The sequence below is a fragment of the Pedococcus soli genome (assembly GCF_054782575.1).
Genome location: NZ_BAAGSF010000004.1, coordinates 339,580 through 351,229 on the forward strand (window position 1 = coordinate 339,580; position 11,650 = coordinate 351,229).

Consider the following 11,650-nt stretch of genomic DNA (forward strand, 5'->3'; position numbering starts at 1 on the left):
CTCAGGCTCCACCGGAGGCGGACTGCGCCGCGAGCTCGGAGTGCGGGCGCAGCGGCTTGGTCGCCGGCTGGTCGGGGACCACGCCGGGAGCGCCTTCCTCGACGTGGCCGTGCTCGTCGCGTCCACCACGGCTGCGACGGGCCTGCTCCAGCGCCCACCACACGGCCTCGGGGGTCGCCGGCGAGGCAAGGTCGACGCTGGTGCCTGACGGCCCGAACGCCGCGGCAGCCTGGCGCAACGCCTCCCGGACGGAGAACGCGAGCATGAGCGGCGGCTCCCCGACCGCCTTGGAACCGTAGACGGCGCCGTCCTCGTGGGCCCGCTGGAGCAGCGCCACGTTGAAGACCTCGGGCATCTCGGAGAAGCTCGGCAGCTTGTAGGTGCTGGCCGCCTGGGTCGCCAGCCGGCCGCGGGACGGCCGGTCGCTCTCGTCCCAACGCAGGTCCTCCAGGGTCAGCCAGCCGGCGCCCTGGACGAACGCGCCCTCGACCTGACCGATGTCGACCAGCGGCGAGAGGCTGTCGCCGACGTCGTGGACGATGTCCACCCGGCGCGTGCGGTAGGCGCCGGTGAACCCGTCGACCTCGACCTCGGTGGCCGCGACGCCGTACGAGAAGTACTTGAAGGGTGACCCGTGCATGATCGAGGAGTCCCAGTGCAGGCCCTCGGTGCGGTAGAAGCCCGCCGCCCACAGCTGGACCCGCTGGAAGTACGCCTGGTTGACCAGGTCGGCCCACGGCACCGACTCGCTGCCACCGACCGTGGTCACCTGCCCGTCGACGAACCTGACGTCGGCCGGGTGCACCCCGAGCCTGCGACCCGCGACCTCACGCAGCCGTTCGAGCACCTGCTCGCAGGCGTTCTTCACCGCGCCACCGTTGAGGTCGGCACCGGAGCTGGCCGCGGTGGCCGAGGTGTTGGGCACCTTGTCGGTGCGGGTCGGTGCGAGGCGCACGGTCGACAGGGGCACCCCGAGGGTCGTGGCCGCGACCTGGAGCATCTTGGTGTGCAGACCCTGCCCCATCTCGGTGCCGCCGTGCGTGATGAGCACCGAGCCGTCCTTGTAGACGTGGACGAGGGCGCCCGCCTGGTTGAAGGCGGTGAAGTTGAAGGAGATCCCGAACTTCACCGGCGTCATGGCCAGCCCACGCTTGGTGTGCTCGTGGGTCGCGTTGAACTCCTCGATCTTCGCCTGGCGGGCCCGGATGTCACCGGTCGTGAGGACCTGGTCCCAGCAGGTGCCGGTCCGCTCGGGGTGCCGGACCGGCTGCCCGTACGGCGTGCTCTGGCCGTCTGCGTAGAAGTTGCGGCTCCGCAGGTCGATGGGGTCTATGCCCAGCAACGGAGCACACCGGCCGAGGATGTCCTCGATGACGAGCATCCCCTGAGGTCCACCGAATCCTCGGAACGCGGTCTGGGAGGTCTTGTGGGACTTGGCGATCCGGCCGTTCACGCGGATGTTGGGGATCCAGTAGGCGTTGTCGATGTGGCACAGCGCGCGCGCCAGGACGGGCTCGGACAGGTCGAGGCTCCACCCGCCGTCGGACGTGAGGGTCGCGTCGAGCGCCCGGATCAGCCCGGACTCGTCGAACGCCACCCGCCACTGCGCGTGGAACCCGTGCCGCTTGCCGGACATCGTCATGTCCTGGGTGCGCGTGAGGCGCAGCCGCACCGGGCGACCGGTGAGCCGCGCCCCCAGGGCGGCGATGGCGGCATACCCGTGGGGTTGCATCTCCTTGCCCCCGAAGCCGCCCCCCATGCGCAGGCACTGCACCGTGACCTCGTTGCTCGGCACGCCGAGGACGTGGGCCACGATGTCCTGCGTCTCGGTCGGGTGCTGGGTGCTGCTCTGGATGAAGACCTGGCCGTTCTCGTCCACCAGGGCGAGCGAGGCGTGCGTCTCGAGGTAGAAGTGCTCCTGGCCGGCGAACTCGAACTCGCCGCTGAACACGTGGGCCGCGCCGTCGAACCCGGCGTCGATGTCACCGCGCTCGACCTTGGGCCGCGCCCCCTGGAAGCTGTCGGCCTCGATGGCCTCACGGACGCTGACGATCGAGGGCAGCGGCTCGTAGTCGACCTCGACGGCCAGGGACCCGAGGCGCGCGGCCTCGAGCGTCTCGCCGAGGACCCAGCACACCGCGTGGCCGTGGAACATCACCTCGGACGGGAACAGCGGCTCGTCGTGCTTCACGCCGGCGTCGTTGACCCCGGGGACGTCGTCCGCGGTGAGGACCCGGACCACTCCGGGCACGTCGAGGGCCGGGGCCGTGCGCAGGCCGGTCACCCGGGCGTGGGCGTGCGGAGCCTGCACCGGGTGGGCGTGCAGGACGGCGTGCGTGCGCTGGACGAGGTCGTCGGTGTAGAGGGCCAGACCGGTCACGTGCAGCGCGGCCGCCTCGTGCGGGATCTCTTGTCCGACAACGGGGTTCGCCGGGCGCTCGGAGAGTGCGCTCATGCTCCCACCTCCTGCGGGGTCGCGGTCTGGGCATGCAGCTTGAGGAGGGCGTTGCCGAGCATCGCGGAGCGGTATGGAGCGCTGGCCCGGTGGTCGTCCATCGGCGTGCCCTCGCGGGCCATCACGTCCGCCGCCTCGCGGACGACGTCGATGGTCCAGGCGCACCCCTCGAGCGCGGCCTCGGTGGCGAGCGCCCGCACAGGGGTCGCCGCCACACCGCCCAGGCCGATGCGCGCCTTGGCGACGACACCCTCCTGCACGTCGATGGCGAAGCCGACAGCGACGCTGGAGATGTCGTCGAACCGGCGCTTGGCGATCTTGTGGAACGCGGCGATCCCGCTGACGGGCAGGGGGATCCGCACGGCGCGGATGAGCTCGTCGTCGCGCTTGACGGTCTGGCGGTAGCCGGTGAAGTAGTCCGACAGGGGCACCTCGCGGTCCCCGTCGACGGACGCCAGCACCACGGTGGCCTCGAGGGCAAGCAGCGCCGGTGGGGTGTCGCCGATCGGCGAGCCGGTGCCGAGGTTGCCGCCGATGGTGGCGCCGTTGCGGATCAGGCGTGAGGCGAACTGGGGGAACAGCTGGTCCAGCAACGGGACCCGGCCCTCCAGCCCACGCTCGACCTCGCTCAGCGTCAGGGCTGCGCCGATCTCGACCGAGTGGTCACCCACGTGGAAGCTGCGCAGCTCGGGGAGTCGGTCGATGCCGATGGCGTACGGCGCGCGGACACCTCGGATGTTGACCTCGACGCCCCAGTCGGTCGAACCGGCGACGAGGACGGCGCCCGGGTGGTCGGCGAGCAGGGCGAGCGCCTGCGGCAGGTCGGCGGGTCGCTCGAAGACGCCGCTCCAGCCCTCGAGCCGGGTGTGGGCGGCGACGGGAGCCGGACGGCTCGAGCGCTCGGCGAGCGGGTCCCCGTCGGCGGGCTGCTCGAGCGCGTAGGCGGCGTCACGGATGGGCCGGTAGCCGGTGCAACGACACAGGTTGCCGGACAGGGCATGCAGGTCGAACCCGTTCTCGCCGTGCTCGGGGTCGGTGCCGTGCGCGGCGTGGGCCGACCCGTTGGACGCCACCGCGTCGTCGGAGGGTCCGCTGGGCGCCGGGCAGCGGTCTCCGCGGTAGAACTCGGCTGCCATGCTGCAGATGAACCCGGGCGTGCAGTAGCCGCACTGCGACCCACCCCGGACGGCCATCTCGCGCTGCACCGGGTGGAGGTCGTCGGGGGTGCCGAGGCCCTCGGCGGTGACGACCTCCTGGCCGTCGAGTGCCGCCGCAGGGATGAGACAGGCGTTGACGGCGGTCCACCGGGAGGCGTCGTCCCCGTCGGGTCGGGCAATCATCACCGAGCAGGCGCCGCACTCCCCCTCGGCGCACCCCTCCTTGGCCCCCGTCAGGCCCTGGGCCCGCAGGAAGTCCAACGCGTTCGTCGCCGGGTCGACCCCGGTGAGGGGGCGCGCCGCCCCGTTGACCGTGACCTCGTGCCGTGACGCCATACCCGCAGCTCCCGTCCCCCGCCGTTGGGGTCCATCATCCACCCGGGCGAGATCGACCGGGTGCATGGTTGCGTGACGAGCGGGTCCGCCGGTTATCCATGCAGAACAACGGCCGCGTTGTGCTGCGACGACGGTAATCCTCTACAAACTGTTGAATCAAGGGTTTTCGGCCTGCTGTTTCACGGACTGGACCGATGCCGCGGCCTCAGCCCTGGCGGCCGAAGGCGGACAGGGCGCCGGTGTAGGCCTTGGGCGGCGGCGGGGCGAGCTCACCGTGGGTTGCGGGCCGAAGTCCCTGTCGCACCAGCGACTCCGCGAGCAACGTCCCGGCGGCGACGCCGTCGACGACCGGCACCCCGAGCTGTTGCGTGAGCAGCTCGGGGAGGCCGGCCATCCCCGCGCACCCGAGCACGATGGCGTCGCTGCCGTCCTGGGCCAGGGCGGTCTTCGCGAAGGCAAGGATCACGGCATACGTGTGGTCCTGGTCCTCCTCCAGCTCGAGGACGGGGATGTCGCAGGCGTGCACCCCGGCGCACTGCCGCTCGAGACCGTAGGTGCGGGTGAGGTCCCACGCGCGGCCGACCGTCCGGCTCATCGTCGTGACGACGCTGAACGACCGGCCGAGCAGCGACGCGGTCTTCATCGCCGCCTCGGCGATGCCGATCACCGGCCTGGACGCGGCCTCCCGCGCCGCGTCCAGGCCGGGGTCCCCGAAGCAGGCGAGCACGAACGCGTCGGCCTGCGTGTCCTCGCGGATGATCTCGAGCACTCCCGGGACGCTGAGCGCCTCGTCGTAGTGGCTCTCGATCGACGCCGGCCCCATCGCCGGGGTCCGTCCCGTCACGACGGTCGCGGGTCCCGCCACGCGCCTGGCCTGCGCCTCGATGAGCGAGGTCATCGCGACCGTCGTGTTGGGGTTGATGACGGTGAGTCGGACGGTGTCGTTGGCACCCACGGCGGTCACTCCGAGACGGTCTTGCCGACGCACTTGGCCGCCAGCTGCTCGGCGCCGATCCCCATGCGGGGGGCGATGAGGGCGTAGGCGGCGAAGCCGATTCCGCAGCCGATGAACCAGCTGTAGTCGTCGAACCGGTTGATGCCGGGCACGAACACCGCGAGCATCGCGCACACCGCGGCGATGGCTGTCGCCCAGATCGCCGACGGGTTGTAGCCCTTCGTGTAGTGGTAGGCCCCGGACTCGTCGAGGGTGAACAGGTCGTCGATGCAGACCTGCTGCTTGTGCACGACGTAGTAGTGGGCGATGAGGACCCCGAAGAGCGGACCGATGAAGGCACCCAGGGTGTCCAGCGTGTAGTGGATCGTCTCGGGGCTGTTGTAGAGGTTCCACGGGGTGAGGAGGACCGAGCCGACGGCGGCGATCATGCCGCCCATGCGCCAGCTGATCTTCTGCGGGCTGACGTTGGAGAAGTCGAACGCGGGGGAGACGAAGTTGGCGACGATGTTGATGCCGATCGTGGCCGTGGTGAAGGTCAGCGCCGCCAGGACGAGGGCGAAGGTGTTGTCGATGTGTCCCACCGTCTCCACGGGGTCGGTGATGAGCTTGCCGTAGACCGGCAGGGTCGCCGCGGCGGTGAGGACGGTCAGCAGCGAGAAGAAGACGAAGTTGACCGGCAGGCCCCAGAAGTTGCCCTTCTTCACGGCTTCGAACGACCGGCCGTACCGCGAGAAGTCACCGAAGTTGAGCATCGGCCCGGAGAAGTACGAGACCACCAGCGCGGTCGCGGCGAGCATGGTCGTGAAGACCTTGCCTCCGGAGAGCTCGTGGTCCGAGAGGTTGAGGTTGACGTTCCAGCCGGCCTTGGACAGCAGGTAGACGCAGAGCGCGATCATGACGACGTAGACGGCCGGGCCGGCGAAGTCGATGAACTTGCGGATGGTGTTCATGCCGGTCCAGAAGACCGCCGCCTGGGCCACCCAGAGGAGGGCGAACGTCGCGTAGCCGAGGGTGGAGAGCCCGAGGAACCCGTGCTGGTCCACCTCGGCGTACGGCGCGAGCCCGGGCCACATGCGGACCAGCAGGATGTCCAACGAGGCCGACGCGAGGTAGGTCTGGATGCCGTACCAGGCCACCGCGATCAGGCCGCGGATGATGGCCGGGATGTTGGCGCCCAGGACCCCGAAGACCGAGCGGCAGATCACGGGGTACGGGACGCCCGTGCGCTGGCTCGGCTTGGCCACGAGGTTGCAGAAGAACAGGACGATGGTGATGCCGACGATGAGGCACACGAACACCTGCCAGCTGGTCAGGCCGAGGGCGAAGAGGCTGCCGGCGGTGATGTACCCGCCGACGCTGTGCACGTCGGACATCCAGAACGCGAAGATGTTGTACCAGGACCACGTCTGCTCCTTGAGCGGCGCGAGGTCCTCGTTGGTCAGGCGCTCGTCGTACGACGGCTTGATCAGGCCGGCGCCGGCGCCGTGGTCGTGCTCGCCGTGGTGGGTCGCGAAACCGGCTGCAGCGGCTGCCGCCTCGGTCTCGAAGGGCTTCTCAGTGGTGCTCATCCGGACTCCTTTGTCCACCGCGTCGGCCGCGGATCCTGCGGAGAACGCTAGGGACGGAACCGGGGTGGAAGAAGGCCTTGAACCGTATATCTGCGTATATCCACACGGGCCTTGCGCCGGTCGGCGCGGGTCGGCGCGCCGGTGAGCGCGCCGCTCAGCCCTGGTCGCCGAGGCGGGAGATGCAGGCGGTCAGCCGGTCGTGGTGCTCGTGGCTCGCCTCGCGCAGACCGGCCGCGTCGCGGGCCACGAACGCATCGAGCATCGCCTGGTGGTCGACGCGCATCTCCTCGCGCTCGTCCTCGGTGACGCGCATCATCGTCTGGACCGGCTCGGTGAGGTTCCAGGCGATGTCGAGCATGTGCAGCAGCCGCGGCATGCGGCAGGGCGCGAGCAGCGCCTCGTGGAACTCACGGCTCGCCCGCTGGAAGCCGGCGGCGTCACCGTCCGCCACCGCCTGCACGAGCTGCTCGTGGATCGCGGCGGCGCGGGTGTGGTCGGCCGGGGTCGACTGCAGCGCAGCAGCGTCCAGAGCAGCTGCCTCGAGCGCGCCCCGCACGACGTAGAGCTCGTCGAGCTCGGCCGCGGAGAGGGCGGTGACGGTGTAGCCGAGGCGGGGTTGGTGCTCGAGCAGGCCCTCACCGAGGAGGGTCTTGAGGGCCTCCCGGACCGGGATGAGTGACACCCCGAAGAACGCTGCGACGTCGTCGAGCGGGATGGGGCTGCCGGGTGGGACCGCGCCGGACGCGATGACCCGCCGCAGCTCCGAGAGCACCTGCGGACCGGTGGCATAGCTGCCCTCGCGGACGAGCAGGCTGACGATGCCCGACTGCCGTCGTGGCTGGTTCACGCTGCCCCTCCTCGCCCGGTCACCCGACCATCATGCCCACCCGAGTCCGTCCACCTACACGAACTGGCGGCTGAGCTTCGCGTGCCGGTTGACGTCCTTGTAGAGCAGGTAGCGGAACCGACCGGGGCCACCGGCGTAGCAGGCCTGGGGGCAGAAGGCGCGCAGCCACATGAAGTCGCCCTCCTGCACCTCGACCCAGTCGTTGTTGAGCAGGTAGACGGCCTTGCCCTCGAGGACGTAGAGGCCGTGCTCCATGACGTGGGTCTCGGGGAACGGGATCGCCCCGCCGGGCTCGAAGTTGACGATGTTGACGTGCATGTCGTGGCGCACGTCCTGGGGGTCGACGAACCGCTGGGTCGTCCACACGCCGTCGGTGCCGGGCATCTCGCCGCCCTCTACATCGGTCTCGTTGGTGACGAACGGCTCCGGCACGTCGATGCCATCCACCCGCTCGTACGCCTTGCGGATCCAGTGGAACTTCGCCGTCTCCTTCGAGTCGGCGCGCAGCGTCCACTCGCAGCCGGCGGGGAGGTACGCGTACCCACCGGGACCGAGGTCGTGCGAGACCCCTTCGATGGTGATCCGCAGGCCACCCGCGACGACGAAGACCACGCCCTCGGCGCCGGGGTCGAGCTCGGGCCGGTCGGAGCCGCCTCCCGGCGAGACCTCGACGATGTACTGCGAGAACGTCTCGGCGAACCCCGACAGCGGCCGAGCGATCACCCACAGCCGCGTGTCGTCCCAGAAGGGCAGGTTGCTGGTGACGATGTCGGTCATCGTCCCGCGCGGCAGCACGGCATACGCCTCGGTGAAGGTGGCCCGGTCGGTGGTGAGCTGCGTCTGCGGCGGCAGCCCACCGGCGGGGGCGTAGTACTTCGGTGTCGTGGTGCGGGGGGTGGTCATGACTGTCCTCTCGTCAGGAGCCGCCCGCGCGGGTCGGCTCCGAGGTCGACCGGTGTGCCGTGCAGCCAGGTCTGGCGGACGACTCCGGTGAGCGTGCGGCCGGCGTACGCCGACACGGGGTTCTTGTGGTGCAGGTGGCCGATCTCGACGGTGAAGGCCTCGTCGGGCGCGAACACGGCGAAGTTCGCCATCGCGCCGGGCTCGATGCGTCCGCGGTCGGTGAGCCCGGTGTGGTCGGCGGGACCGGTCGCCATCCACTGGACGACGTCGGCGAGCGACAGGCCACGCTCGCGTGCCCCGGTCCACGTGGCCGACAGCCCGACCTGGAGGCCCGCGATGCCGCCCCAGGCCTGGCCGAAGTCACCCGTGTCGAACCGCTTGAGGTCCTCGGTGCACGGTGAGTGGTCGGTGACGACGAGGTCGATGGCACCTTCGACCAGCCCGTCCCAGAGGAGCTCGCGGTTGGCCGCCTCACGGATCGGCGGACAGCACTTGAACTCCGTCGCCCCGTCCGGGATCTCCTCCGCCGTGAAGGACAGGTAGTGCGGGCAGGTCTCGACGGTCAGCCGGACCCCGTCGGCGCGGGCTGACCGGATCATGGGCAGCGCGTCGGAGCTCGACAGGTGCAGGATGTGCGCCCGGGCACCGGTCCAGCGGGCCAGCTCGATGACCTGGGCGATGGCGAGGTTCTCGGCGCCCCGCGGGCGCGAGTGCAGGAACCGGTCGTACTCCTCGCCGTCCGGGGCCGCTGCGTGGTCGATCGCGTGGGAGTCCTCGGCGTGCACGATCATCAGCGCGTCGAACGACCCGGTCTCGCGCATCGCCGCCTCGAGCTCGTCCGGCTCGAGGTGGGGGAACTCGTCGACACCCGAGTGCAGCAGGAAGCACTTGAAGCCGAAGACCCCGGCGTCGTGCAGGGGCCGCAGGTCCGCCACGTTCCCGGGGATCGCGCCACCCCAGAAGCCGACGTCGACGTACGCCTGGTCCCGGGCGACGGCCCGCTTCTCCTCCAGCGCAGCGACATTCACCGTCGGCGGGATGCTGTTGAGCGGCATGTCGATGATGGTCGTGACCCCGCCGGCGGCTGCCGCCCGGGTGGCGCTGGCGAAACCCTCCCACTCGGTGCGACCCGGCTCGTTCACGTGGACGTGCGAGTCCACGAGGCCGGGCAGCAGCACCTCGTCGTCGGGGAGGTCGACGACCCGGGCACCCTCGGGGACGGGCGCGTCGTACGCCTCCACGGCGACGACCCTTTCGCCGGCCACGTGCACGCTGACCGGGGTCTCGCGACCACCCACCACTGCCCGCCTGGCCCGCAGGACCACGTCTGCACCCACTGCCGCACCTCGCCTCTCGTCCGCGCCGTTGCTGTCGTTCGCGCCCGCAGCCACGTCGGTCATCCTGTCACCCCGGCGTGGTCGGGGGTCGGGTTCGCCGAGGGGTCGACGACCCGGCTGCGCTGCCGACCCAGCACCCCTCCGTCGAGCTCCACCACGTCGCCGTGGCGCAGGTAGGGCCTGGGCTCGACCTGACCCATGGCGACCCCGGCGGGGGTCCCGGTGATGACGAGGTCACCCGGCTCGAGGGTCATCAGGCGGCTCACGTAGGCGAGCACCTCCCCCACGCCGAACACCATGTCGGCCGTCGTCCCGTCCTGGCGCGGTTCACCGTTCACCGACAGCCGCAGCCGCAGGGCGGCCGGGTCGCCGACCTCGTCGGGGGTGACCAGCCACGGACCCACCGGGCAGAACGTGTCGGCCGACTTGCCCTTGGTCCAGGTCCCCCCGCGCTCGAGCTGCATCGCGCGGTCGGAGACGTCGTGGGCCAGGACGTACCCGGCGACGGCCTCCAGCGCGCGCGCCGGGTCGGCCTCGTCGCGCAGCGTCGCGCCGAGGACGACGCCGAGCTCCACCTCGTAGTCGGTGCTCGACGACCCGGGCAGCATCCTGATGTCGTCGGTCGGACCGCAGACCGACGTCGTCGCCTTGAGGAAGACCACGGGCTCGGTCGGCAGGGCCGCGCCGGCCTCGGCGGCGTGGTCGGCGTAGTTGAGCCCGATCCCGACCACCTTGCCCGGTCGCGGGATCGGCGACCCGAACCGCAGCTCGTCGTCCGCACCCACCGACGGGAGGTGCCCACGGTCGAGGGCCGAGCCGACCGCGGCCAGGTCACCCAGGACCGCGTCGACGTCGCCCCAGGCAGCACCCAGGTCCAGCAGACCGCCGTCGGCGGACACCACCACGGGGCGCTCTGCGCCGGCCGCCCCCACCCGCGCGAACCTCATCGGGCACCACCGAGGTGCTCGCGGGCGATCCGGGCCCCGAGCCGTTCGAGGAGCGGCCCGGGAGCGTCGAAGGCCTCCTGCTCGGAGCCCTCCTCGACGAGCGCGTATGCCGCGCCGATCCCGGCCGCGCGCAGGTCGCCCTCGGTGAGCAGGACCTTCCCGGCCACGGCGACCACGGGCACGCCTGCCTCCCGTGCCGCCGCGGCGACGGCAGCAGGAGCCTTGCCGTGCAACGTCTGCCGGTCCAGGGCGCCCTCACCGGTGAGGACGAGCGTCGCGGCGACGAGCGCGTCGTGGAACCCGGTGAGCTCGAAGACGAGGTCGGCGCCCGGTCGCGTCGTCGCCCCTGCGACGGCGACCAGCCCGAACCCCACACCCCCCGCCGCCCCCGCACCGGGATCGTCCCGGTGGTCGGTCCCCGTCGTGGCGGCGACGAGGTCGGCCCAGCGGGTGAGGGCGGCGTCGAGGCGTTCGACGTCGTCGGGCGAGGCGCCCTTCTGCGGGCCGTAGACCGCCGCGGCGCCACGCGCCCCGGTGAGGGGGTTGTCGACGTCACAGGCGACGACGACCTCTGCACCGGCCAGACCCGGGTGCAGCCCGGACAGGTCGAGGGCCACGGCATCCTCGAGGCCGAGGCCACCGGGCCCGACCTCACGCCCGTCGGCACCGGTCACCCTGGCGCCCAACGCCTGCAGCAGCCCCAGCCCGCCGTCGGTGCTGGCACTGCCCCCGATGCCGATCACCACCCTGCGGGCGCCGTCGTCCAGCGCCGAGGCAATGAGGTCGCCCGTCCCCCGGCTCGTCGCCGTGAGGGGTGCCAGGCCTCGCCCGGCGAGCAGGTCCAACCCGCACACCTCGGCGAGCTCGACGACCGCCTCGCTGCCGCGGGCGCCATACGAGGCCTTGCGGTCCTCACCGGTCGGACCGTGCGCGGGCACCGTGACCCGCTCGAACCCGGCGGCCTCGGCCGCGGCCAACGTGCCGTCCCCGCCGTCGGCGACGGGCACCATCACGACCTCGACGTCCGGGAGCACCGACCGGAGCCCGGTGGCCACGTGGGTGGCCACCGCGGCTGCGGTGAGGGTGCCCTTGAACTTGTCGGGGGCGATCACGACGCGCGGCGCCGGGGTGGGGACGGTCACGGG

9 protein-coding genes are annotated in these 11,650 nt (G+C 71.5%); all 9 read right to left on the bottom strand.

Annotated features, from left to right (window positions below; translation table 11 throughout):
- Position 1: 1 nt before the first annotated feature.
- The 9 genes from xdhB to ACYVKF_RS07635 all read right to left on the bottom strand — a co-directional run bounded on the left by xdhB (position 2) and on the right by ACYVKF_RS07635 (position 11,647).
- Complete coding sequence (gene xdhB / locus ACYVKF_RS07595) at positions 2-2,455, bottom strand: xanthine dehydrogenase molybdopterin binding subunit (RefSeq protein WP_460965965.1); 2,454 nt, start codon at positions 2,453-2,455, stop codon at positions 2-4.
- Entirely contained in the window at positions 2,452-3,948 is a 1,497-nt protein-coding gene (locus tag ACYVKF_RS07600) for a xanthine dehydrogenase small subunit (RefSeq protein ID WP_460965967.1), read from the bottom strand. The genes xdhB and ACYVKF_RS07600 overlap by 4 nt, the downstream gene beginning before the upstream one ends.
- 205 nt (positions 3,949-4,153) lie before the next feature.
- Complete coding sequence (locus ACYVKF_RS07605; RefSeq protein ID WP_460965968.1) at positions 4,154-4,912, bottom strand: aspartate/glutamate racemase family protein; 759 nt, start codon at positions 4,910-4,912, stop codon at positions 4,154-4,156.
- Entirely contained in the window at positions 4,909-6,471 is a 1,563-nt protein-coding gene (locus tag ACYVKF_RS07610) for an NCS1 family nucleobase:cation symporter-1 (RefSeq protein WP_082553448.1), read from the bottom strand. The genes ACYVKF_RS07605 and ACYVKF_RS07610 overlap by 4 nt, the downstream gene beginning before the upstream one ends.
- A gap of 154 nt (positions 6,472-6,625) precedes the next feature.
- A complete protein-coding gene (locus ACYVKF_RS07615; protein WP_056920317.1) occupies positions 6,626-7,318 on the bottom strand; it encodes a GntR family transcriptional regulator in 693 nt (230 codons plus the stop codon).
- A 54-nt stretch (positions 7,319-7,372) separates the two neighbouring features.
- The gene (locus tag ACYVKF_RS07620; protein WP_056920316.1) at positions 7,373-8,221 is read right to left on the bottom strand and encodes a bifunctional allantoicase/(S)-ureidoglycine aminohydrolase; all 849 of its coding nucleotides are present in this window, start codon (positions 8,219-8,221) and stop codon (positions 7,373-7,375) included.
- Positions 8,218-9,558 carry an allantoinase AllB gene (gene allB / locus ACYVKF_RS07625; protein WP_460966906.1) on the bottom strand — a complete coding sequence of 447 codons (1,341 nt, stop codon included), beginning with the start codon at positions 9,556-9,558 and terminating at the stop codon, positions 8,218-8,220. The genes ACYVKF_RS07620 and allB overlap by 4 nt, the downstream gene beginning before the upstream one ends.
- A gap of 59 nt (positions 9,559-9,617) precedes the next feature.
- Positions 9,618-10,505 (bottom strand): fumarylacetoacetate hydrolase family protein, encoded by an 888-nt coding sequence (locus tag ACYVKF_RS07630; protein WP_460965971.1) that lies wholly within the window; start codon positions 10,503-10,505, stop codon positions 9,618-9,620.
- Positions 10,502-11,647, bottom strand: coding sequence for a glycerate kinase (locus tag ACYVKF_RS07635; protein ID WP_460965973.1), 1,146 nt, complete (start codon positions 11,645-11,647; stop codon positions 10,502-10,504). Before ACYVKF_RS07635 ends, ACYVKF_RS07630 begins: the two co-directional genes overlap by 4 nt.
- Positions 11,648-11,650: the final 3 nt, after the last annotated feature.

Excerpts from the sequence above, each read along its gene's own strand:
- ACYVKF_RS07630 (WP_460965971.1), bottom strand. The coding sequence starts at position 10,505 with ATGAGGTTCGCGCGGGTGGGGGCGGCCGGCGCAGAGCGCCCCGTGGTG.
- ACYVKF_RS07600 (WP_460965967.1), bottom strand. The coding sequence starts at position 3,948 with ATGGCGTCACGGCACGAGGTCACGGTCAACGGGGCGGCGCGCCCCCTC.
- ACYVKF_RS07610 (WP_082553448.1), bottom strand. The coding sequence starts at position 6,471 with ATGAGCACCACTGAGAAGCCCTTCGAGACCGAGGCGGCAGCCGCTGCA.
- ACYVKF_RS07620 (WP_056920316.1), bottom strand. The coding sequence starts at position 8,221 with ATGACCACCCCCCGCACCACGACACCGAAGTACTACGCCCCCGCCGGT.
- xdhB (WP_460965965.1), bottom strand. The coding sequence starts at position 2,455 with ATGAGCGCACTCTCCGAGCGCCCGGCGAACCCCGTTGTCGGACAAGAG.